At 60.4% G+C, this 21,757-nt stretch carries 20 protein-coding genes and 5 pseudogenes; 15 read left to right on the top strand and 10 right to left on the bottom strand.

Translation table 11 applies throughout. From position 1 onward, the window contains the following. The first annotated feature begins 213 nt into the window (after positions 1-213). Complete coding sequence (locus ABMA59_RS35625) at positions 214-804, top strand: YciE/YciF ferroxidase family protein (RefSeq protein WP_349010082.1); 591 nt, start codon at positions 214-216, stop codon at positions 802-804. Between the two features lie 438 nt (positions 805-1,242). Here the strand turns inward: ABMA59_RS35625 and ABMA59_RS35620 are convergent, their stop codons facing one another. The 3 genes from ABMA59_RS35620 to ABMA59_RS35610 all read right to left on the bottom strand — a co-directional run bounded on the left by ABMA59_RS35620 (position 1,243) and on the right by ABMA59_RS35610 (position 3,172). After that, positions 1,243-1,392: a hypothetical protein gene (locus ABMA59_RS35620; RefSeq protein WP_349010081.1), complete on the bottom strand. Its 150-nt coding sequence runs from the start codon at positions 1,390-1,392 to the stop codon at positions 1,243-1,245. A 93-nt stretch (positions 1,393-1,485) separates the two neighbouring features. After that, positions 1,486-1,686, bottom strand: a complete 201-nt coding sequence (locus ABMA59_RS35615; protein WP_349010080.1) for a transposase — start codon at positions 1,684-1,686, stop codon at positions 1,486-1,488. A gap of 352 nt (positions 1,687-2,038) precedes the next feature. Next, positions 2,039-3,172, bottom strand: coding sequence for an IS110 family RNA-guided transposase (locus ABMA59_RS35610; protein WP_349010085.1), 1,134 nt, complete (start codon positions 3,170-3,172; stop codon positions 2,039-2,041). A gap of 381 nt (positions 3,173-3,553) precedes the next feature. Here ABMA59_RS35610 and ABMA59_RS35605 point away from each other — a divergent pair. Beyond that, positions 3,554-3,784, top strand: a pseudogene (locus tag ABMA59_RS35605) (IS21 family transposase); the annotation flags it as partial. Beyond that, complete coding sequence (gene istB / locus ABMA59_RS35600) at positions 3,784-4,512, top strand: IS21-like element helper ATPase IstB (protein ID WP_349010079.1); 729 nt, start codon at positions 3,784-3,786, stop codon at positions 4,510-4,512. The pseudogene ABMA59_RS35605 and the gene istB, both read left to right, overlap by 1 nt. Positions 4,513-4,708: 196 nt before the next feature. Here the strand turns inward: istB and ABMA59_RS35595 are convergent, their stop codons facing one another. Beyond that, positions 4,709-5,683: an alpha/beta fold hydrolase gene (locus ABMA59_RS35595; protein WP_349010078.1), complete on the bottom strand. Its 975-nt coding sequence runs from the start codon at positions 5,681-5,683 to the stop codon at positions 4,709-4,711. Between the two features lie 246 nt (positions 5,684-5,929). On the opposite strand from ABMA59_RS35595, the gene ABMA59_RS35590 reads away from it, so the two are divergent. The 7 genes and pseudogenes from ABMA59_RS35590 to ABMA59_RS37485 all read left to right on the top strand — a co-directional run. Further along, entirely contained in the window at positions 5,930-6,055 is a 126-nt protein-coding gene (locus tag ABMA59_RS35590; protein ID WP_349010077.1) for a hypothetical protein, read from the top strand. Between the two features lie 1,344 nt (positions 6,056-7,399). Continuing rightward, complete coding sequence (locus tag ABMA59_RS35585) at positions 7,400-8,002, top strand: ParB/Srx family N-terminal domain-containing protein (RefSeq protein ID WP_349010076.1); 603 nt, start codon at positions 7,400-7,402, stop codon at positions 8,000-8,002. Then, positions 8,003-8,851, top strand: coding sequence for a DNA-methyltransferase (locus tag ABMA59_RS35580; RefSeq protein ID WP_349010075.1), 849 nt, complete (start codon positions 8,003-8,005; stop codon positions 8,849-8,851). Next, positions 8,848-9,282, top strand: a complete 435-nt coding sequence (locus ABMA59_RS35575) for a DUF5681 domain-containing protein (RefSeq protein WP_349010074.1) — start codon at positions 8,848-8,850, stop codon at positions 9,280-9,282. The genes ABMA59_RS35580 and ABMA59_RS35575 overlap by 4 nt, the downstream gene beginning before the upstream one ends. Beyond that, a complete protein-coding gene (locus tag ABMA59_RS35570) occupies positions 9,269-10,423 on the top strand; it encodes a terminase (protein WP_349010073.1) in 1,155 nt (384 codons plus the stop codon). The genes ABMA59_RS35575 and ABMA59_RS35570 overlap by 14 nt, the downstream gene beginning before the upstream one ends. Beyond that, the gene (gene terL, locus ABMA59_RS35565; RefSeq protein WP_349010072.1) at positions 10,405-10,719 is read left to right on the top strand and encodes a phage terminase large subunit; all 315 of its coding nucleotides are present in this window, start codon (positions 10,405-10,407) and stop codon (positions 10,717-10,719) included. Before ABMA59_RS35570 ends, terL begins: the two co-directional genes overlap by 19 nt. Before the next feature lie 206 nt (positions 10,720-10,925). Then, positions 10,926-11,350: pseudogene (locus ABMA59_RS37485) on the top strand (YsnF/AvaK domain-containing protein); the annotation flags it as partial. Between the two features lie 5 nt (positions 11,351-11,355). Here ABMA59_RS37485 and ABMA59_RS35550 read toward each other — a convergent pair. From ABMA59_RS35550 to ABMA59_RS35535, 4 genes and pseudogenes are all read right to left on the bottom strand, one after another. Then, positions 11,356-12,162 (bottom strand): sensor histidine kinase, encoded by an 807-nt coding sequence (locus ABMA59_RS35550; protein ID WP_349010071.1) that lies wholly within the window; start codon positions 12,160-12,162, stop codon positions 11,356-11,358. Positions 12,163-12,284: 122 nt separating this feature from the next. Next, positions 12,285-12,704: a response regulator gene (locus ABMA59_RS35545; protein ID WP_349010070.1), complete on the bottom strand. Its 420-nt coding sequence runs from the start codon at positions 12,702-12,704 to the stop codon at positions 12,285-12,287. Between the two features lie 139 nt (positions 12,705-12,843). Beyond that, entirely contained in the window at positions 12,844-13,416 is a 573-nt protein-coding gene (locus tag ABMA59_RS35540; RefSeq protein ID WP_349010083.1) for a cysteine hydrolase family protein, read from the bottom strand. 104 nt (positions 13,417-13,520) lie between these two features. Beyond that, a pseudogene (locus ABMA59_RS35535) lies at positions 13,521-13,694 on the bottom strand (DUF3606 domain-containing protein); the annotation flags it as partial. 280 nt (positions 13,695-13,974) lie between these two features. Between ABMA59_RS35535 and ligD the strand changes: the two are divergent. Next, entirely contained in the window at positions 13,975-16,620 is a 2,646-nt protein-coding gene (gene ligD / locus ABMA59_RS35530; protein ID WP_349010069.1) for a DNA ligase D, read from the top strand. Between the two features lie 395 nt (positions 16,621-17,015). Beyond that, positions 17,016-17,387, top strand: a complete 372-nt coding sequence (locus ABMA59_RS35525) for an ethanolamine utilization protein (RefSeq protein WP_349010067.1) — start codon at positions 17,016-17,018, stop codon at positions 17,385-17,387. Positions 17,388-17,603: 216 nt separating this feature from the next. On the opposite strand, the gene ABMA59_RS35520 is transcribed toward ABMA59_RS35525, so the two are convergent. Further along, entirely contained in the window at positions 17,604-18,248 is a 645-nt protein-coding gene (locus ABMA59_RS35520) for a hydrolase (protein WP_349010066.1), read from the bottom strand. Between the two features lie 154 nt (positions 18,249-18,402). On the opposite strand from ABMA59_RS35520, the gene ABMA59_RS35515 reads away from it, so the two are divergent. The 3 genes and pseudogenes from ABMA59_RS35515 to ABMA59_RS35505 form a co-directional block, all read left to right on the top strand. Next, on the top strand, positions 18,403-19,296 hold the full coding sequence (locus ABMA59_RS35515) for a LysR family transcriptional regulator (protein WP_349010065.1): 894 nt from the start codon (positions 18,403-18,405) through the stop codon (positions 19,294-19,296). A 254-nt stretch (positions 19,297-19,550) separates the two neighbouring features. Continuing rightward, a complete protein-coding gene (locus ABMA59_RS35510) occupies positions 19,551-20,486 on the top strand; it encodes a pirin family protein (protein WP_349010064.1) in 936 nt (311 codons plus the stop codon). 25 nt (positions 20,487-20,511) lie between these two features. Beyond that, positions 20,512-21,588 (top strand): annotated as a pseudogene (locus ABMA59_RS35505) (DUF5996 family protein); the annotation flags it as partial. Here the strand turns inward: ABMA59_RS35505 and ABMA59_RS35500 are convergent. Beyond that, positions 21,589-21,757, bottom strand: a pseudogene (locus ABMA59_RS35500) (IS110 family transposase); the annotation flags it as partial.

The raw sequence follows: 21,757 nt of genomic DNA, 5'->3' as shown, positions 1-21,757 counted from the left end.
CTGCTTCTCTTCGAGGGTATAGGACTTGCGCCGGCGTGCGGGCGCTGTCTCGCCCCGAAGATCCCCGCCAATCATTCCGTCCAACGGGATCGTGTCCATTAAGCCCCACTCATGGACACCATCTTCAGCATCCCGAGCCCGATCGTTAGCCGATCCGAACACCACTACGGAAGGCGGTCATGACCGGGCGCTTACAAATCAACGGAAACCAAAATGGCAACTTCTACGAAGTCCACCAAATCCGCATCCACACGGAAATCGCCCTCGTCATCGCCGACGAAGAAGTCCTCGCAAGCCTCGAGCAAGGGACTGGAAGACCTCTTCCTCGACGGACTGAAGGACATCTATTACGCCGAAAAGAAAATCCTGAAGGCGCTGCCGAAGCTGGCGAAGGGTGCTGACTCGGAGGAGGCGAGCGCAGCGTTCGAAAAGCACCGGCTCGAGACCGAAGGGCAGGTTGATCGCCTGGAGCAGATATTCGAAAGCATGGATTTACCCGCACGAGGCAAGACCTGCCCGGCGATCGACGGCATCCTTGAAGAAGGGTCGGAAATTCTTGAAGAGTATGGCGGCTCGCCGGCCCTCGATGCGGGGTTGATCGCCGCCGCGCAGGCCGTTGAACACTACGAAATCGCCCGATATGGCACGCTTATTACTTGGGCAGGCCTGCTCGGCCGAACTGACGCCGCCGAGCTCCTCTCGGCAACTTTGGAGGAAGAAAAGGCTACCGATGAGGCGTTGACTGCGTTGGGCGAGAGCGGTGTCAATGAACGCGCTGTCGAAGAGCAGGACGAAGCCGCATGAGGCGAAATTTTGGGGCGGCTCCTTCGGGTCGCCCCCCATTTACCTCGTCCCACGCGGCCTAACGCCAGAGCTGGCCACCAAGTTATTACGCGCGCGCCCTCCGCGGGGTCGCGGCGATGCATTTGCTGCTTCTGGAACATTGCTCGTTGCAGCAGAGAAGGTCGGCCCCGTTGCCCGGGATTGAGATCGATCTTATTGATTGCGACACCGCAGTCCGCCGTTGGCAAGCCTTTGCCAAGGACGATGCGGTCCTCGCTGGCAGGGGCGAAACCTTCGCACATGTCGAGACGCGCCGAGTGGATGGCCCCGCTCTTCAACCGCACGACTTGAAGCTCCTGCTGGCTGCCGTCGACCTTTCCGGCAACCAGCCACAAAAGCGCAGTCCTTGGTTCCGCCCCGCTGACGCTTCAGGGACGCGCACGGCGCCGGTCGGGCCGATCACGACGTGCCCTTCAGTGCGCGGATCACCGCCGCGATCGTCCTGGCGTCGGCCCCAGGATCAACCCGCATGGCGACACCGTCAATCTGAAGTTCGATCACGCCGGCATCATAAGCGGCTTTCCGTTTCCGCTGCTTCGCCGGCCGCATTCCCGGCTCCGACTTCGGCTCTGCGACCACCGCCGGAACAAACAGCGGTTCCGGTCCTGCCGGTTCCGCCGACGGCAGACGGGCGGCTCGACGCTAGGCGAACAGTTGCTGCGGGGATAGTGCATATCGGCGAGCCACCGCGCTCACGCTCACGGCGGTCTCGTAGCTTGCCGCCACGATCCGCGCCTTCTCCTCCGGCAGCCACTCACGTCGCCGACCCGCGCCGGTGAAGAGCTCCAGCCGACGGACCGGCTCCTCGTCCCTGGATTTAAGCCTAAGCTCTGAAATCGTCATGTGTCGACGCCTTCAAAGGCTCCGAACATCGCGGCTTACCGCCACCCGCGAAAGGTGCGGTCGGAACAGCGCTCTGATGTCCGCTGTCAAGGTTTCGAGCGTAGGAGGTCGCCCGTTCCGAGGAACGGCTGCTCATTCTGATGATCGCACATAGGTGGAGGCGGAACGGAAGGACGTCGGTGATCAAGCTCTGATGCGCGGGTTGGCTACCGCATTCCCGATTGTGCGTCCGGGGCTGTTCCTATCTTACTGCGGGCGTCGGCCATGTTGCCGGGCACAAAGCGTCTGACGGGCATTCCCCTGCCGTGGTCCCGCCTCCGCCTATGCGCGAGATGAAGGCCGTCGCAGCGGTCTACGACCTGATCGTGTGCGCTTCCCTTGCAACGGCCCACATGAAGCCGACCAGCTCTCGGGCGATCGCTGTGCAAACCACCGTTGTCTTCTTGCCCCGCCCGCTCAACATCCGATATCGGGTCGTCAGCCGGGTCTGCGCCTTCCAGGCGATATCTCGCACCTTTGGCGATGCTTGCTCCAGACGGTATAGCTTCTTGGCGCCGACCCTCGGCGGATGCCTGTAGGTCCAGGCGCTCTCGACCAGCATATGGCGGACGCGGCCGTTCCCGGCCTTGGTGATGCCGCCCCGTCTGACTGTCTCGCCGGTCGATCGTTCTCCGGGGACGAGGCCGAGATATCCCATGAGTTGACGCGGGCTCTCGAACCGCTGCACGTCGCCAACTTCGGTGGCGAATGTTACGGCGACGATCAGCTCTACGCCGCGCAGTGTCTGCAGCGCCCGCACGATCGGCGCCAATGACCAAGCCGGAACGAACTCTTCGATCACACGCTCCAGCCGCTCGACGCGCTCTTTCGAGACGCGGACCGCTTCGACCATTTCCTGAAGCGCGATCTGATGCGCGGGGTGATCGAACGGTTGCTCTTGCAGCCAGCGTAGATAGCGCATCGTCCAGCCTTTTTTGCGAGGATAGACACGCCCGTGTTTGAGCATGAAGGCGCTCACATGCTGTCGGTGGACACGAAGCGTCTCGACCGCAGCCGCCCGGGCGCGGACGAGATCCCGCATGGCCTCGTGACCTTCATCAGGAACCCACACCGCCGTTAGTTCGCCGGCGCGCAGCAGGCGAGCCAACGCAAGGGCATCCCGCCGGTTTGTCTTCACCCGATCGCCAGGCTTCCTCGGGATCAGCGACGGGGCGACCACCATGCATTCGTGGCCGAGCGATCGGATCAGCCGATAGAGACCATAACCGGTCGGCCCGGCTTCGTAGCAGAAATGGACTCGATCGAACCTGCCGGCGATCCGCTGAATAACGCTGCGCATGCTCTGGTCCGACGCGTCGACCTCGCCGAAAAAGCGAACTTCTCCCTCCCGGCCGGAATCCGCAATCGCGATAGCGTTCCTCAGCTTCGCGACATCGATTCCGACAAATGCTTCTCTATAATCTGCCACGGCTCGTCCTCCTGCCATGAGGATCGGCTCGGCCAGCCCGAGCAACCCTCGGACGCGCAGTGTAGGGCGAGCCACCTCACCGACAGAGGCGGACATACGGTCTTACGCCTGAACCATAGCTGGGGTCGGTCAAGGATGCCGTGGACCACAAAGCATACATTGGCAGGAGACGGTTAACCCGCAATCGCCACTCAACCGCCATGGCTTCGCGAGAAATGCGGGATTCTGTTGCCTTCACAGCGATCGCTTAGGGCACAACTGTCCAGCGAACCCACGAGCGCGGTCCTGAATTTTCGATACGACGGGTAGCACTGCAAGAGGGGGAACTGGTCCGCTGAATAGGTAACCTTGAGCCTGAGTGCAGCCCTTCTCACGTATCCTTGCAAGATGTTGAGCGGTTTAGTGGCGATCCTGACGGCGGTTCTGAGCGACGGCCTCGACGTGGTGGAGGCGGCCTGCCAGCAGGCGCTTTCCCAGAATGTCTGCTCGGCCGCCGTCATCCTCAATATCCTGGCCCGCCGGCGCGATCCGGCGCCGGCCGTCACCATCCTCACCCCGGACGCACTTCGCCTGCAGCACGAGCCGCAGGCCGACTGCGCCCGCTACGACAGCCTAAGGAGGGCAAGCTGATGGAACGCACCCAGGTTCTCGACCTGATGGGAACGCTGAAGCTCTATGGAATGCGAAGCGCCTATGACGAGGTCATGGCGACCGCCATCAAGCGCCAGCACGAACCGCCACGGATCGTCGGCGACCTGCTCTCGGCCGAGATATCCGAGAAGCAGGCCCGCTCGATCAAATACCAGCTCACCGTCGCCAAGCTGCCGCTGGCCAAGGATATCGAGGAGTTCGACTTTGACGGCACACCCGTCAACGAGGCGCTGATCCGCGATCTCGCGAATGGCACCTTCGTTGCCGACCAGCGCAACGCCGTCCTCATCGGCGGCACAGGAACCGGCAAGTCGCATCTCGCCATCGGCATCGCCCGTGCTCTTATCCGCAACGGCTCTCGGGGCCGCTACTTCAACGTCGTCGATCTGGTCAATCGGCTTGAGACAGAACACCGCGGCGGCAAGCAGGGCCGCATCGCCGACTATCTCACCCGGCTCGACTTCGTCGTGCTCGATGAACTCGGCTATCTGCCCTTCGCCCAGGCTGGCGGTCAGTTGCTCTTCCACCTGATCAGTAGGCTCTACGAACGCACCTCGATCATCGTCACCACCAACCTGGCCTTCGGCGAATGGCCATCGGTCTTCGGCGACGCCAAGATGACTACCGCGCTGCTCGATCGGCTCACCCATCACTGCGAGATCATCGAGACCGGCAACGAGTCCTGGCGCTTCAAGAACCGCGCCTGATCAACACCGCAAGCCCATCCGCGCTCGCCGGGCTGCGCAACCCTGACCAGCTACGCCCGCGAGCGCTGCTCGTCGTGCCCAAGGAGGGGGTCAAAATTGGACGCCGATCCGGGGTCAGTTTTGAACGCCGTTTGACACCCCCTCTCAGGCCATGGGCACCTGCAGGCATTTTCACTTAACTCAAACGGCTGCAAAGTCACGCGGCTGAGGCAGCCTCATCAATGGCGGCCATGACCGCCTCCGGGGCAGTCTGATGAACCATGTGGCCAACTCCCGGCACGCAATAAAAGGTACTGCGGGGCAGTTCGGCATGCAGCCGCGCGGACTGACCCCTAGTATCGATAAGCCGGTCCTGTTCCCCAGCAACGATGGTGACGCCCATTTTGAGTTCGGTGTACCGATCAATCGCCGCCATGGCCCCGGGGATCATCAGAGCACTTTCCGCTGCGCTGGCGCGAATCTGCGAAGGACGGAATGTCATCTCCTTGGGGAAGCCTTCCTCAAACTTCTCAGGCACAGGCGCCGGTCCGAAAATCTTGCGCATAAGCAGAGGCCATGCGACACGGGCAAGCAGTGGCGAGATAGTATAACGGATCACGTCTCCAATCACCGGGATAGCTGGACCAGATAGGGTCACCACGTCCCCACGCACCGTCGGGAAATAGTACCCTGAGGCCAGCACGAGGCTTGTCACCCTGTCCGGATAGGCCAGCGCCAGAGCGACCGCGACCGAACACCCCCACGAGTGCCCGACTATTATAGCCTTGGCTATCCCGATCTTCCGCAATGCGGCTTCGATCAGCTCGGCTTGTGCTTGAGCTGTCCAGATAACGTTGCGCGGCCGACCGCTATGTCCATACCCGGGCCGGTCAAATGCGATCACACGATACGTTTTCGATGCCATCGTGATGAGGCCGCTGGAGCCAAAATCCTGTATCATGCTGCCATTTCCATGCAGAAAGACGAGAGGGTCGCCACTGCCTCGCTCCACATAGTGCAGACGCACTCCGTCGATATCCACGAACTTTCCCTGAGGAGGGTTCTGGCGCTCCGCCTTACGCGCTAGTCGGTGATTGGCGTAGGCGGCGACAGCAAGCGCAATCGAGCCGGCTACAGCACCGGCAATGTAGAGGCTCGCTCCGGTAGTAGGAACGATACCGGGTTTTTTCATCCATCCGCCAGATCTGCGATTGGCACGCGGGGTAACGGAACGATGATTGGTCATAAAGTGCACCTACAGTTTGGCATGCAAGACAATGCGGATCAACCGACTCATGTTGCAGCGCGATATCAACCGCTCGACGCGGTGTTCGTTCCATAAGTCAGGAGCCTGGCGAACGAAGGATAGGGCCACCGAAAGCCGCAGGCGGCCCGTGGTGCCGATAAAGAACCCGACGTCGCCTTCTGTCTGGACGAGATGTCAAAATCCATCGACCTGTTGCCGAATGCCGACATCAGCACCGCTCTGCTTGAAGCCGCGGACACAATGCGCACGCTGCGCATCTTACTAGGTATTCGGCGGCGGGAACTGGAGCTGGAATGAGAGCCTTCCGCATGATGCGGGCTTCCCGCTCGAGCGAAGACCTGTTGAAGCCCAAGTCGCATGGGGATGCGAGCCTGATCCTCGCTGATGCCGGTGTGTCGTGCACCGCGTTCGCCTAAAGAATTGATCTAGCGCAACATGGGTCATGTGGCAGTTTGCTACATTGATCATCCGCCGGTGGGCCGAAGAGGGTGGCCCTGCGGGGCGTAAAGCCGCAGCGTAAGGGCCGCCCTCTTTGTTTGATATCTCCAGGGGGTCGTCATGGGCTTGGGATGACGACATGGACGATACCGACCGTCTGGACAACGCTAGCGATGCCCATGCCTCATCGCACTTACAGCGCTTTCGCGACCTGGCCGACTGGCTATGAAGCCGCTAGACCCGTTCGAAAGCTGGGAGCCCGAGGCGTATTGTCTGCCCACCAGCGAATGCAGTGGCGGAACTTTCGAGTTCGAAATCGGCCAGGCGAACTTGCCTGCCAATCTGGACGACGCGCACTAACCAAGATCCAATAGCGTCGACCATTTGGACATTGTTCGGTTCACAAATGGGACATTCTGAGCTGAGGCCCATGGCTTCGCCTTCGTATGGGGCGAAAGCGTCTGTAGGCTCTTCCAAGTGCCGGCGCCCGTGCAATTGGCCGGCAACTCACGCATCAAATACCCTTCTCAGGGCAGGTGCAATAAACAATGACACATAGGCGGAAATATCAGCGAGCAGCCTTTAGCAGACCTGCCTCGAGAACGAGCGACGACCAGCTCCAACCCAGCATTGCGATCAGCTCTCTAGCTTGCTGCTCACTTATGCCCGTGTCTCGGACCAGGCGCTGAACAAGGGCCGCGCGCCCGTCACGCTCTTTTGCCACCTGCAATCTCCAATCGTGTCTTAAGCACAAGAGCACCCTGTTCGTAACCATCCAGTGCCGAGACGATCACGCTTTGGAACGAGTAGAGCCCGCCGCATATGAGGGACAACATGACGGGCTCCCGTGCACAGCAGCGCGATCGCAGCTCGCGGTGTGGGCAAAGCTGCAACTGCGGCGCCTTCTATCTGCTCAGATCACCGTCGCAGCCGCATGTGTTTCCTCAACAACTCATAGATTTGTTGATTTTACGGTGGCGAAAGGGCTGCTTTTCGCCGCTTCTGCGCGGCGAGCCCTGCCGATTTTCCGTTAAGTAAATGCACATATTTGTAAGTAGTGTCAACGTTTGCAGAGATGGTAAATCTGCAAACTGGGTAGGGCGTGACAGCACAAATTCGCGTACCGTGTCAACTGAACTGTAATTCATTGCAAACGATGGCAAACTGATGGTATAGTTCGCTTCGAAGCGAAGGATCGCCGCCATGCGCCATGATGTCAGCACCCTTGTCTACCTGCCAATCGCCGCTCTGAAGCCATTCCCGGGTAATCCTCGGCAACACAGTCCAAAGCAGATACGTCAGGTCGCAACCAGCATAAAACGCTTCGGCTTCAAGGTGCCGGTGCTCGTCAGCGATGACGAAGTCATTCTGGCAGGGCATTGTCGCGTCGACGCCGCTAGATTGCTCGGTTGGGAAAAGGTTCCCTGCATCCGGGCAGGTTCAATGACAGAGGCTGAGATGAAGGCCTTCATTGTAGCCGATAACCAACTCGCCACGCTGTCAACATTCGATAGCGAGCTGCTGAGCATTGTTTTTTCCGAGCTGACTGTGGCCAGCGAGATTGATGTGGCTGTGACCGGTTTCTCCCAAGGGGAGGTGGAGGCCATCATCGAGATCGGAGGAAACCGTTTCGACAGCGAGACGCGAGACGATGCCGATGCTCCCTTGTCCGGGAGAACGGTTCCGGTGACACAGCCTGGAGATATCTGGACCCTGGGTGATCATCGCTTGATTTGCGGCGATGCGCGTAACGTGGATGTCTACTCTTCCTTGCTGGGGATGGGCGGGGTCGTCGAGACGGCCTAATTGGTCATAAGCGATCCGCCCTTCAACGTGCGTATAGACGGTCACGTCGGAGGGCTGGGCAAAATCAAGCACCGGGAGTTCGCTATGGCATCCGGCGAGATGTCGCCCATCGAATTCAAGGGGTTTCTTCGCACGGTGCTCAGCCGGGTAGCATCTGCCAGCAAGGAAGGGAGCCTGCATTTTTTGTTCATGGACTGGCGCCATGGACGCGACCTCCAGGATGTCGGCGAGGAGGTTTTTGGCGAGCTGAAGAACCTCATCGTTTGGGTCAAGGATCAGGGAGGAATGGGATCGTTTTATCGATCCCAGCATGAGTTGATCTATGTGTTTAAGCTCGGCAGCGCGCCACACATCAACACGTTCGAACTGGGGCAGCATGGCCGCGCGCGGACAAACGTCTGGACGTATCGCGGTGTAAACACAGGAACCAAACAGGCGCGCGAAGAGCTTGCGATGCACCCGACGGTGAAGCCTGTCGCGATGATTGCCGATGCAATGCGCGACTGCTCGCGGCGTGGCGGAATTGTGCTGGATGTATTTGCCGGCTCCGGCACAGTCCTGATCGCCGCGCAGAAGGTTGGACGCAAGGCAAGGGCGATCGAGATAGATCCAATCTATTGCGACACGGCAGTTCGCCGCTGGCAGGCTTATGCGAAGGACGATGCGGTCCTAGCTGCAACCGGCGAGACATTTTCTGAGGTTGAGCTCCGCCGGCAAAGCGAGACGGCCGTAGCCATTGACGAGGCATTTGGCACGCCATCGGTCTCGGAATCACTGGGCAAGGCCACGAAAATCCGAAGCCCGTGGTCGCGGCCGCCGGAACCGTTAATTGGAGAGGATAGACCATGATCGAGTCCGATTTCGAGCCGGTCGAAGAAGCGCCGGCAGAAGAAGATGCGGCGGAAGAGGGCCCCCGGGGTCCCGAATACCAGGTCGGTTACGCACGGCCTCCAGTCTCAACACGGTTTCAACCTGGACAGACCGGCAATCCGAAAGGCCGTCCCAAAAAGAACGAGAGCCACGCCGCGATCGTGAAGCGGGTTCTGAACGAGCCAATCAAAATCAAAGAGAATGGACGGCTTAAGCGCGTGACCAAACAGGAAGCGCTTATTCGAACGAACCTGGCAAACGCCCTCCAAGGCGATGTTCGGGCTGTTCGGGAGGCTTTTAGCCAGGCACGCGATGCGGGAATGACCGTGGCCGAAAGTGACGTCGGAACTCAAACCGAGCACCTGGTCGACGACGACCGTGAGATCATGGAAAGATATGGCCGAAAGTAATGGTCGAGGACCTGGAGACATTGCTTCCACCAACGTGCCCTCGGAGGTCCGCATCTATGAAGCGATCTTGCGAAACAATCTTGCCGCTTTCACGCAACGCGCCTTCCGGGAGCTCTCCCCGGCAGCCAAGTTTACGCATAACTGGCACCTGGAAGCCATCGCATGGCATCTCCACCAAGTCGCAGAAGGGCGATGCCGGCGACTGCTAATTACCCTGCCGCCGCGCAGTCTGAAATCAACCTACGCCTCGGTCGCCTTTCCTGCGTATTTGCTCGGCCGCAATCCAAGCATGCGTGTCGTCTGCATAAGCTATGCATCCGACCTTCTGGTCCAACACGCAAACGCCTGCCGCCGTCTGCTCCGAGCTCCGTGGTATCGACGACTATTCCCGTCAACGGTTATTGACGGTCGAAAGGACACCGAGACGGAAAGCTGGACGACCCGAAGCGGATATCGGTTGGCGACGACGATTGGAGGATCGCTGACCGGTCGCGGTGGCGATGTCTTTATCATCGACGATCCCATGAAGGCCCAGGATGCTGCGTCGGAAGCCGGCCGCAATCGCGTCAACACCTGGTTTGACGAGACACTGAATTCTCGCCTGGACGACAAGCAGGCAGGCTCGATAATCATCGTAATGCAGCGTCTGCATGAGGATGACCTTGCAGGGCATGTTCTATCACGAGGTGAGTGGACGCATCTCAATTTGCCCGCGGTAGCCGAGGACGTGCAGACTATCCAAACCGGCTCCGGGTCGTTTCACGTAAGGCAGGTTGGTGACTTGCTCCACCCCGAGCGTGAACCGCAAAGCGTCCTCGACGAGTTGCGCCGATCGCTCGGATCAATTGCGTTTTCGGCGCAATATCAACAGGCGCCCGTTCCTGCAGGGGGCAACATGATCCCCTGGGACTGGTTTGTCACCTACGAGCGGCCCCCAGAACGCCGCTATGGTGACAGGATCATTCAAAGCTGGGATACCGCCTCGAAGGCAACCGAACTCTCGGATTATTCGGTCGGTGTCACCGCGATGGTTTCAAACGGAATGGTCTGGATCCTGGACGTTCACAGGGAAAGGCTCGAATATCCTGCTCTACGCAAGACTATTGTTCGAAAGCGGCAGGAATGGCGAGCCTGGTTCTGATCGAAGACAAAGGGTCGGGTCAAAGCCTCGTTCAGGATCTCCGACATGACCGCATCCCGGTTCGCGCCGTCCTTCCGGACGGCGACAAGCAGGTGCGCATGAGCGCCTGTTCCTCGCTCATTGAGGCAGGAGCGGTGCACGTTCCGATAAAGGCAAGCTGGCTGCAGGATTTCAAGTCGGAGATGCTGGCATTTCCGGTGGGCAAGAACGACGATCAGGCTGACGCGCTCTCGCAGCTCCTAAACTATGTGAAGTTCCCACCCTATGCATACAATATAGACGCTTTGGCCGGATAGGAATGGTGCGCACACTTTGTAACGGTAGCCGAGCTGCCGGACTTGACAGCACCCGTTCAGTTTTAAATGGACGGTAGAGGAAGGGCCAAGGGGGGCAGGAAGGTCAGGCACTCGGTCGCTCGCGCGGCAAATCAGATGCGTCGGGCACCATCATCGCCTTCGCCGACCTGCCCAAGAACCGTCACGGGCCCAGCCGACGTTTCCTCGGTCCGCACATCTTCGACCGGGTCTGCATGGCCAATGGCATCGAGCATCGACTGACCCAGCCTTACCACCCCTGGACAAACGGACAGGCCGAACGGATGAACCGCACCGTCAAGGATGCATCAAGGCTTTCCATCACGACGACATCGACAGCCTCAAAGCCCATGTCCTGGCATTCGTCGCCGCCTACAACCTCGCCCGGGCGGTGGAAGCGGCGGATCACATGTTTACCGAAAAAGTGATAGAGGCCGAGGAGCACACGGAAGAAGCCGTGATATCCAAGGAAGCCCGCGTCACGGAGGAAATCGGCCTGCGCCGTCAGAGTGTGGAGCGCTCCAAGACGGTTTCCGACACCGTGCGGCACACCGAGGTCGAGATTGAAGATGAGCGTTCTGAAAGATTGTCGAGGGATAGGGACCGGCGGTAGTACCGCTACACAGGCGGGGCAGCTTGCGCCGGCACGCCTGCAAACGGTAGGCGGAAAGTAAATCGAGTCTTCCCCCCGGCTGAGCTAGCATCGAGGGTGCCGCCATGTGCCCGCGCGATCTCTGACGCGATAAATAGACCAAGGCCCAGGCCCTCATGGCCCGAGGCCTTGGCTCGAAAGAAGGGCTGGAAGAGGCTTTCCAACAAATCAGCAGGAATGGGCTCGCTGGCGTTTTCCACAGACAGTGTAAACGCGACATCGTTGGAACTGGCAAAGACCTCGACGGGTGTGTGAGGCGTGCCGTGCGTGAGAGCATTGCCCAACAGATTTGAGAACATCTGGGCAAGCCGTGCCGGGTCGACGGGATCGGCAAATGAGAAGCGGGCACATATTTCCCGGTCCGTATGGACCGCCTGGAACTCGCGGATAACCTGTTCCAGCTCGGGGCGAAGAGGCTGGGTCCTGTCAATTTCGACTTTCAGCCCTCCACCAAGCCGGGCCCTCGCGAAGTCAAGAACGTTGTCGATCAGCCCGCCCATACGGACCACACTTCCCCGCATCACAGAAAGGATGTTACGGCTTTTGTCGTCCAACGTTTGGCGGGAAAGAAGCTTGGCGCCGGCGCTGAACGCGGCGACCGGGTTGCGGAGGTCGTGCCCAAGGACAGCGATAAATTGCTCGCGGAACTTGGCCACCTCACGTTCTGCCGCAAGGCTCTGTTCCAGCTCGCCACGTGCAGCGTCGGCTGCCGCCCGCGCTTCAATCAATTCCCGTTCGTAGCGCCGCCGTTCAGTGGCCCGCAGGAATACCATGCGTGTCGTGGTAGCTGTCTGGGGCGCGCTCGCCGTGGCCCCACACGTGGACGTTGTTGCGCGATAAGGCAGCCAATTGATTACCCATTTTCGGTAACCACTAGGCTACGCAACGCCCGATGTCATTGCATTTCATCAGGTGGTTCTCCTGCCCGTTCAGGATGTTGCTCGATCAGGCCTTTCACCTCGGCGATAAGCGCTTCTTCGTCATAAGGCTTTGGAATGAAGCGTCCGTCGTCCGGCAGGTCGGCGGAGCCGAGCTCCGCCTTTCCTGAGGTCACAACGAGAAGCACGTTCGGCCACCTGCGGTGCACCTCATGCGCTAGGTCGAGGCCGTCCAGCTCGCCAGGCATGTTCACGTCGGTGAACAAAAGCCTGATGCCCGGGTACTCTTCCAGTCGCTTGAGGGCCTCGTCGGCATTGGATGCCTCGATTACCGAAAACCCTTTTTCCTCCAAGAGATCGGAGGCGTAAAGCCTCAGCATCATCTCGTCGTCGACGACGAGGACATCGGGCTTTTTATCGTCCGCACTTTCGGTCATGCCCCTCAATGCATGGGAGCATAGAAGGTTCAGGAAGCTGCAAGGGCGACGTTCCCCATGCATGCATTGCGTACAGCTCGCGTTCATCGACCAGCAGGTCAGCGGCCACGCGTGAAGGAAAGGCCGCCCTCACTCCTCCTCAAAACATTCCATCGATGCGCGCCGCCACGAGATCGGCAGTGGTAACCGTCTCCACTTGCATGCCGAAGCGGCTTTCGTAGATGGCCAGCATGGCGTCGTGCGTGGAGTCCGCTCCGGAGCAGATCGCGTCGGCAACAATGATCACGCGATACCCCAGGTCTATGGCCCCCATCACGGAAGCAAGGACACAGACCTCCGTCTCGGCTCCCGATACGATGAGTGTGTCGACGCCGGCCGACTGCAGGCGTTTATGCAACGATCCGTGCCAAGCCGACATCACGAGCTTGTCCTCAATCACTGCCGGTGGAACGAAACGGGCCAGGTCAGGAACAAGATCAATCAGTTGTGTGTTAAGCCGATCGCGCGTCATCGTTGCCCATCTGCGATAATACCGCCTCCACGCGCCCGCGACATCGTCTAGAGATTGAGGAGGAATGAATCTGGTGAAGATCGTGCGGGTTGGATCAAGCTCGACGATCGCTACGACATTCGGCAAGACCCGTTCTATCCAAGGGGTATGCCACTCCGTCAGTTCGGCAAACATCCGTTGCATGTCAACGCAGAGGTGCACCCACCGCCCGCGGAGCGGTCCGAACCGCAGGCCTTCCTCCAATTTGCTCAAAGCTGGTCGGCTTCTCGGACGACGCGCCCGTTTTGCGGGCTCGCGCGGCTCACGCCTAGCTTGTCTTCGACTTTCTTGCGGCTGTTGCCAACCGACTTTACGGCGGTCTTGACTTCGGTCTTGCTGGCGCCGGTTTTTCGGGCTTCGTATTTGACCTCGTGATCTTGTTCGCCGGCGACCTTCGCGCGATCCTGGTTGCGTCCGCGCGTGGTTGCAGAGCTGGCCATCTCCATTCTCCATTCCGGATTCGGTTTTCGAACAACGCCGCCGGACTCTTCCGGTTCAATTGCTATCCGGCATTTAGGACGATGCTCGCGGACGTCACCGCCAGACTTGGGGAGGGTTGCAGTTAGGCCGCTCGTTCTGCAGGGGTTTGTTTAGGCCCTTCGCTGCGATGTTCGTGGTTGCCGCTCAAGCGCCAAAGTCCAGATTGAATGAGAGGGGGAACATGTACTCACCCTCTGACTTTCTGCTCTGGGAACGGCGTGTTTCCTGACGGGGAGACCGATGGCAAACGATAAACTCACAACATATAGGGCCAAGCGCGATTTTCGGCAGACAAAGGAGCCGAGCGGACAGCAGTCGATTAAGCCATCGAATCGCCGGCGTTTCGTCATTCAGAAACATGACGCAACGCGGCTGCACTACGATCTTCGGCTCGAACTTGATGGCGTCTTCAAATCCTGGGCTGTGACCCGCGGCCCTTCCCTCGATCCGCATGACAAGCGGCTCGCGGTCGAGGTGGAAGATCATCCGCTCGACTATGGCGACTTCGAAGGGACGATTCCGAAAGGCCAGTATGGTGGCGGGACGGTTATGCTTTGGGACCGAGGCTATTGGGAGCCGGAAGGCAAGAAGACCCCTGAGCAGGCTCTTGCGGAGGGCGATTTTAAGTTCACGCTTGAGGGCGAGCGTCTGCACGGAAGCTTCGTTCTGGTCCGGATGGCCCACGACCGGGAACGGAGCAAGCGCACAAACTGGCTGCTGATCAAGCATCGCGATGAATTCGCGGTAGAGAAAAACGGCGCTGCGGTCCTTGAGAAGAATGACACTTCCGTCGCCTCGGGCCGCACCATGGAGGCAATTGCCGGCGGCAAGGGTCGCAAGCCGAAGCCTTTCATGCTGCAGGGCGGCAACGTGGAGGCAGATGCTGTCTGGGACAGCCGCACCGGCCTTGCCGCCGAAGAGCGCAAGGCAGAGGCGCGGGGAAAGAAGAAACGGAGTAGCGTCACGACCGCTCATCTCCCCGACTTCATCGCTCCTCAGCTTTGCGAAACCCTTGCGCGTCCGCCATCGGGGGACGGATGGCTGCATGAGATTAAGTTCGACGGCTACCGCATCCAAATGCGTGTGGCTGCTGGCGAGGCGACGTTGAAGACCCGCAAGGGGCTCGACTGGACTGCCAAATATCCGGCCATCGCGGAAGCCGCCGGCAATCTGCCGGACGCTATCGTCGACGGAGAAATATGTGCCCTGGATGATAATGGCGCCCCAGATTTCGCTGCGTTGCAGGCTGCTCTTTCTGAAGGCAAGACCGATGCACTCGTCTATTTCGCCTTTGACCTGCTGTTCGAAGGTGGCGACGATCTACGCGCGCTCCCGCTGAGCGAACGCAAGGCTCGGTTGAAGGAGTTCTTATCCAACGCCGGCGAGGATGATCGCCTTCGCTTCGTCGAACATTTCGAGACCGGCGGCGAGGCGGTCCTGCGCTCGGCCTGCCGCCTGTCTCTCGAGGGGATTGTGTCGAAACGCGCCGATGCGAGCTACGTCTCCGGCCGCACGGAAACATGGGTGAAATCCAAGTGTCGCGCCGGGCATGAAGTGGTGATAGGCGCCTATGCGACGACCGACGGCAAATTCCGCTCCCTCTTGGTCGGCGTCAACCGCGGCGACCACTTCGTCTATGTCGGTCGCGTCGGCACCGGCTACGGGGCTGCCAGGGTCAAGGAACTGCTGCCGAAGCTGAAGGCGATGGAGGCGGCGAAGTCGCCCTTCACCGGGATCGGCGCGCCGAAGAAGCAACCCGGGGTAGTCTGGCTCAAGCCTAAATTGGTGGCCGAGATCGAGTTCGCCGGCTGGACGTCAGACGGGCTTGTTCGCCAGGGCGCTTTCAAAGGACTGCGAGAGGACAAGCCGGCAGCGGAAGTCGAGGCAGAGAAGCCCGCTTTTCCCATAACGACCGAGGTACCTCAGCCGGGGCCACCACCGTCATCGAAACCCGCCCGTCGGGGCGGCAAGGTCGATGTCATGGGCGTGCTGATTTCGAACCCGGACAAACCGCTCTGGCCCGACGCGAACGACGGCAAGCCCGTCACCAAGGAAGATCTCGCCCGCTACCACGAGGCGGTCGGCTCGTGGCTGATCGAGCATATCAAGGGCCGGCCATGCTCACTCATCCGAACACCGGACGGGATCGGCGGCGAGCAATTCTTCCAGCGTCATGCCATGCCTGGCACCTCCAATCTGCTGGAGTTGGTGACGGTGTTCGGCGACAAGAAGCCCTACCTCCAGATCGACCGTGTGGAGGGCCTGGTGGCCGTCGCCCAGATCGGTGGTGTAGAGTTGCACCCGTGGAACTGTGCACCACAGCAGCCCGAGGTACCGGGCCGCCTTGTGTTCGACCTCGATCCCGGCCAGGATGTGCCATTCTCAAGAGTTGTCGAAGCGGCAAAGGAGATGCGTGACCGCCTCGACGAACTCGGTCTCGTCAGCTTCTGCAAGACCACCGGCGGCAAGGGGCTGCACGTCGTTACCCCGCTCGCCGTGGCAAAGCGCAGCAAATTGACGTGGCCGGAGGCCAAAGGCTTCGCTCACGACGTCTGTCTGCAGATGGCGCGCGACAATTCCGAACTCTACCTGATCAAGATGGCCAAGAAGCAGCGGCACGGCCGCATCTTCCTGGATTATCTCCGCAATGATCGCATGGCGACGGCTGTCGCGCCGCTGTCGCCGCGCGCGCGGCCCGGTGCCACCGTGTCGATGCCGATTACCTGGAATCAGGTCAAAGACGATCTCGACCCCAAGCGCTACACTCTTCGCACAGTCCCTGGCCTTCTAGCAAAAACCACGGCATGGAAGGACTATGATAATGGTCAGCGGCCGCTGGAACCGGCGATCAAACAACTGGCAAAGTCGATGAAGATAGCTGCCTGAGCGACATTTGGTGATCGGCTATATCGAACACCGCCGCATTGTTCTGGACCTTTGCGAATGATAGCCGCCGGCTAATAGCCACAACAGCGAAGATAAGGCGCGCTGCCGACCGGCCGCTTTGGGGCCGAGGCTGTGTGAAAACTCGACGTCGAGCCTGGGATGAAGAATTCCATTCCCAGATCGGCCTAGGCGAGAATTGCATAAACGTTTGGGTGTTTCCAAGCGTACTAATGGAGAACAATATTCTGTGCTCCCGATGAGGAGTCTGTTTTCACACAGCCTCGGGCCGAAAACCGACCGTCTGGTCCTGGGCATTGTGGGCAAGTAGCAGCCATTCCGGTGCCACCTCAGGTACGCCTCCGTTGTCCAACATCCCATCACGAAGGAGACAATCCATGCCCATTCACAAATTCGCCATTGCCGACGCACCGATGGAACGCTCGCCGGGGCAGGATGGCGACATCTTTGCCGGCAATCTTCTCGACCAGCGTCATGGCGGGCCGGTAACCATCGGTTTCGGACGCTACGGTCCGACCCAGACCCTGGAGGAGACCATGGCCGTTCACGACACGATGGTGATCCTCGAAGGAAAGCTCACGGTCTCCGACGACCACGGCTCGGTGACGGCAGGTCCCGGCGAGATCGTCGCCATGCAGAAAGGCGACAAGGTGACAATACGCTCCCACGAGGAGGGTGCCGTGACGGCTTACGTCACCTACCCGCACTGGCAACAGCTGGACGCCCGACCTCTATCATTCTCTTCGTAGCCGCTCCAATGTCCGCCGCAAACCGTCGCCGCGGCTAAAGCGTGGGATGCATCGAGAACTCCGTGAGTCATTCAAAAGGCGGCGGGTGAGATCACACGCAATCGCCGCGTATGAGCGGATTTGTTTCGGTAGAAGGCTTCTCTGTGAGCTGAGAGCGGCGAGGGCCGGCAAATGGATCGATTCCGACCCTCACAGATTGCGCCCATCCGGCCGGGATCAGCCAGCTACTGGTGTGTTGAGGAGTTGCTGCTCCCAAAGATACGCGATGCCGCTGCCGGCGAAGTGCTGGATGAGGATCTCGGTCAGCTCCTCGACATGCTCGGTGCGCGCCCAATCGCGTTGCCATTCGCCAGCGAGCGCCATCACGGTCATTACGTTCGCGCCGGCCGCGATCATTCGCTGGATGGCAACTTCATGAGACTCCTTCGAAATCCCGCCCGACGCGTCGGTGATCACGGTAACGTCCCAGCCTTCGCCGGCGGCCTGGATGACGGGCATCGCGACGCAAACCTCGGTCCACAGGCCGGCGATGATAAGTTGCTTGCGGCCGGTCGCCTTGACGACGTTCACCACATTCTCGTCCTGCCAGGTGTTCACCCAGGTACGATCGATGACTTCCTGGTCCGGAAATACGTCGGTGATCTGCCTAAAGAGAAGTCCACCGCGCGCCGCGATCACGCTGGTTAGAATGGTCGGAACATTGAAGGCTTTTGCCAGCTTCGCCAGCGCGGTCGTGAGGTTGACCACGGCTTGCGGATCGTGGCTGTTCAGGTTCGCGAGCTGGTACGGCTGATGGTCAATCAGAACGAGGACCGAATCTTCGGGGCGAAGAAGCGAATCAAGGCCGTTACGAGGGGTCATCGAAGACTTCCTTTCTCTGCCGCTATGCACGGCCAACGGTTCACGGGAGACATGCGCCAGCGGGCGACGTTGCCGGATGCAATTTGCTGTTCCTTTTGCTGATGCGGTAGTGCCATAGTCAGGCAAACTGCGTCGCGAAATAAGGAACGCCGGAATGGACATCGAAGACCTGCAGACATTCGTCTCAGTGGCCGATGCCGGGGGCGTCTCGGCCGCTGCGCGCCGGCTCGGCGTCTCCAAGTCAATCGTCAGCCGGAGGCTCTTTCGGATCGAGGCGGAGCTTGGTGTCCAGCTTCTTGCACGAACGACCCGCGGCGCCGCGCTTACGGAAGCCGGAATCACGTTCAGGGATCACGCGGCCCGAGCCAGCGCCGAGATCGACACCGCCAGGGAAACGATCCTCCCAACCGGCGACCTTCGCGGCCGCCTGAGGGTTGCCATGCCGCTTACTTTCGGCCCGACCCACTTCGCGCCAGTGCTCGCGGAAATGGCGCGCCAGCACCCGCGGCTTCACATTCATACCTCCTACAGCGATCGTTTCGTCGACCTCATCGCAGAGGGTTTCGATTGCGCGATCCGGGCTGGCTACCTTCAGGCCTCCAACCTGATCGCGAAGCGCGTCGGGCCGTTCCATGGCAAGCTTGTCGCAAGCCCGGATTATATCGAAGCGCACGGTTTACCCGAGACCCCGGACGAACTCGTCACCCATCAGGCCCTCATGCAGGGAACGGAAACCTGGCAGTTCATGGATGGCAACAAGATCGTTACGGTCCAGCCGCAGGGCAGGTTCAAGGCTGATAGCGCCACGGCGCTCGCCGCCGCGGCGGCGGCAGGTCTCGGCATCGGCTGGCTCCCCGATTGTATCACATATGAATATGTGGCCTCCGGCGCGTTGGTCCCGATCATGACACGCTATCCGGTACCTCCGGGGGCCGCGTATGTCGTCCGCCCGCCGGGTCAGTATCCAACACGGAAAGTGCGGGTACTCACCGAGATGCTGATTGAGTATTTCAAACGGAACCCGGACCTTTGGGGTATCGACCGTTAAACACGAATGAGACGAAGCCTTGTCAAAGGATTGCGTTCGACCGTCACGCTCCTCCGAACCGCTGAACCTCACGAAATTGGCACGTTCCACTTGCTGCGACACAGCTTGACGCGACACGGGGCTAGTAGCGCAGCGAGTCACTCGCCAGTTTACGCATTCGTCGGGGCGCTCTTCCATTTCGCGCGGGTTGCTTTCATTGAAATCGGTCATCGGCAGGGTGCGGCGCACCCTAAATCTAAAAGAAGATAAGGCGCATGAGCTGGAGCCCATCACTTGAACTGGGCTGCCCTGGCGAGGTTGGCCCCGACGCAATCGACACCCTGATCGTACCACGCTCGCGCGATCTTGGTGGTTTCGAGGTCCGGCGCGCCCTGCCGGCACCGAAGCGTCAGATGGTTGGGCCGTTCATCTTCTTCGATCAGGCCGGGCCAGCCGAGTTTCTTACCGGTCAGGGGGTGGACGTGCGGCCTCATCCGCATATCGGGCTCGGCACGGTGACTTACCTGTTTCGGGGCGACTTCCATCACCGCGACAGCACCGGCGCCGACCAGATCATCATGCCCGGCGCGCTGAACTGGATGGTTGCTGGGCGCGGGGTGACGCATTCGGAGCGCACGTCGGCGACGGCCCGGAGCGGTCCGAACAGCCTGTTCGGGATCCAGACATGGCTGGCCTTGCCGGAAAGCCATGAGGATGCGGCTCCCAGCTTCGAGCATCATGGCGAACAGACGCTGCCTGTCATCGAGGATAGCGGCGTTTCGGTTCGGCTGATCCTTGGAACTGCGTACGGAAAGGTCGCGCCCGCCACGATGCTCTCTGAGACGTTCTACGCCGACGTAAAGCTTTTAGCAGGCAGTAGGCTGCCGTTGCCGGACGATCACGAAGATCGCGGCATCTATATCGTCGAAGGCTCGATCTCGGTTGCCGGTCAGGACTTCGAGGCAGGGCAGATGATGGTGTTCCGGCCGGGCGACCGCATCACTGTGGGCGCCGGAGACCGAGGCGCACGGCTGATGATCCTCGGTGGCGCGACCTTCAACGGGCCACGCTACATCTGGTGGAACTTCGTCGCCTCGTCGCAGGAGCGCATAGAACTCGCCAAGGCCGAATGGCGCGCCGCGAACTGGGGACAAGGGCGCTTCGACCTGCCTGCCGACGATCGCAACGAGCACATCCCCCTGCCCGACTGACCGGAACGAGCCTGGAGAAACGACCATGAGCAACTGGCCGCAACTTGACTATCTCGGCTGGCGGGAAACGTGCTCGGCGCTGCATCTCTATCTGCAGATCGCCGGCAAGTACCGACTGGCGCACACGCCGTGGCTCAACCACTCCTGGAACGCGACCTTCTATGTCACGCCCCAGGGCCTGGCGTCCTCGCCTATACCTGACGGTCCGGGCATCGAGATCCTGTTCGACTTTCGCGAACACAGGGTTGTGGGCACCTGCGGCAACGGTCGTATGGCATCGTTCGATCTCGGCCCAATGACGGTCGCCAATTTCCATGCCACTTTCGTGCAACTGATCTCGGATCTCGGCGGCACCCCGACTTTCAACGGCCAGCCGAACGAAGTGCCTTTCCCGCTGCCGTTCGCCGAAGATGATCGCGACCGGGCTTATGACCGCGATGCCGTCCGTCGCTTTCATCAGGCGCTAGTCGCTATCGACAGGGTGTTCAGCCGTTTCCGCACGTCCTTCCTCGGCAAATCCAGTCCTGTTCACCTGTTCTGGGGCGCCCTCGATCTGGCGGTCACGCGCTTCTCGGGTCGGCGCGCACCACTCCATCCGGCGGATATCCCAGCCCTGCCCGACGACGTGGCGCAGGAGGCATATGACCGCGAGGTGTCCTCGGCGGGCTTCTGGCCGGGCGGCAACGGCATCGACTATCCTGCCTTCTACGCCTACGCGTATCCGGCGCCTGGCGGCTATCGGGCGGCACCGGTCCGCCCCGAAGCGGCGTTCTGGCACGAGGGCCTGTCGGAATTCATGCTGCCCTACGATGCCGTGCAGTCCGCCGCCGATCCCGACGAAACTCTTATGGCCTTCCTCGTTTCGACCTACGAGGCGGCGGCCGACCTAGGCGGATGGGACCGGGGCCTCCTAGAATGCGCGCATGGGGCGCCGGGACAGGTCCGCCGACCCGACGCCGAAACTGCGAAGCCCGCGCCCCCGGCCGGCGACCAAAAGGTCGAGCGCGAGGATGGCCCGTCGAAGGGGCGCTATCGCCTCGTCGTCGATGGCGTCGAGGCGGAGATGACATACAGCCGGGCCGGTGAGCGACTATCTTTGGTGTCAAGTTGCATTTGCGAACTCGTTTCGCGCGTCGCGTGCTTTTGCATTGAGGATGACGAGCAGTTTGCGAGCGAGCGCGATGCGAATGACCATTTTGGGTTTGCCGGCCTTGTGCAACCTGTCGTGGAAGGCGCTGAGATGCGGGTCGTAGCGGGCGGCGAGGCGGGCG

The sequence above is a fragment of the Mesorhizobium yinganensis genome, from assembly GCF_040081985.1.
In the GTDB taxonomy this organism is placed as follows: Bacteria; Pseudomonadota; Alphaproteobacteria; order Rhizobiales; family Rhizobiaceae; genus Kumtagia; species Kumtagia yinganensis.
The sequence above is the reverse complement of the archived record's forward strand: the minus strand, read 5'-3'. Positions and strand labels throughout refer to the sequence as shown.

Coding starts and splice junctions, on each gene's coding strand:
- terL (WP_349010072.1), top strand. CDS start 10,405: ATGGCGAGCCTGGTTCTGATCGAAGACAAAGGGTCGGGTCAAAGCCTC.
- ABMA59_RS35515 (WP_349010065.1), top strand. CDS start 18,403: ATGGACATCGAAGACCTGCAGACATTCGTCTCAGTGGCCGATGCCGGG.
- ABMA59_RS35585 (WP_349010076.1), top strand. CDS start 7,400: ATGCGCCATGATGTCAGCACCCTTGTCTACCTGCCAATCGCCGCTCTG.
- ABMA59_RS35550 (WP_349010071.1), bottom strand. CDS start 12,162: ATGGTATTCCTGCGGGCCACTGAACGGCGGCGCTACGAACGGGAATTG.
- ABMA59_RS35520 (WP_349010066.1), bottom strand. CDS start 18,248: ATGACCCCTCGTAACGGCCTTGATTCGCTTCTTCGCCCCGAAGATTCG.
- ABMA59_RS35595 (WP_349010078.1), bottom strand. CDS start 5,683: ATGAAAAAACCCGGTATCGTTCCTACTACCGGAGCGAGCCTCTACATT.
- ABMA59_RS35545 (WP_349010070.1), bottom strand. CDS start 12,704: ATGACCGAAAGTGCGGACGATAAAAAGCCCGATGTCCTCGTCGTCGAC.
- ABMA59_RS35525 (WP_349010067.1), top strand. CDS start 17,016: ATGCCCATTCACAAATTCGCCATTGCCGACGCACCGATGGAACGCTCG.
- ligD (WP_349010069.1), top strand. CDS start 13,975: ATGGCAAACGATAAACTCACAACATATAGGGCCAAGCGCGATTTTCGG.
- ABMA59_RS35625 (WP_349010082.1), top strand. CDS start 214: ATGGCAACTTCTACGAAGTCCACCAAATCCGCATCCACACGGAAATCG.
- ABMA59_RS35590 (WP_349010077.1), top strand. CDS start 5,930: ATGTCAAAATCCATCGACCTGTTGCCGAATGCCGACATCAGCACCGCT.
- ABMA59_RS35615 (WP_349010080.1), bottom strand. CDS start 1,686: ATGACGATTTCAGAGCTTAGGCTTAAATCCAGGGACGAGGAGCCGGTC.
- istB (WP_349010079.1), top strand. CDS start 3,784: ATGGAACGCACCCAGGTTCTCGACCTGATGGGAACGCTGAAGCTCTAT.
- ABMA59_RS35620 (WP_349010081.1), bottom strand. CDS start 1,392: ATGCGGCCGGCGAAGCAGCGGAAACGGAAAGCCGCTTATGATGCCGGC.
- ABMA59_RS35570 (WP_349010073.1), top strand. CDS start 9,269: ATGGCCGAAAGTAATGGTCGAGGACCTGGAGACATTGCTTCCACCAAC.
- ABMA59_RS35610 (WP_349010085.1), bottom strand. CDS start 3,172: ATGGCAGGAGGACGAGCCGTGGCAGATTATAGAGAAGCATTTGTCGGA.
- ABMA59_RS35575 (WP_349010074.1), top strand. CDS start 8,848: ATGATCGAGTCCGATTTCGAGCCGGTCGAAGAAGCGCCGGCAGAAGAA.
- ABMA59_RS35510 (WP_349010064.1), top strand. CDS start 19,551: ATGAGCTGGAGCCCATCACTTGAACTGGGCTGCCCTGGCGAGGTTGGC.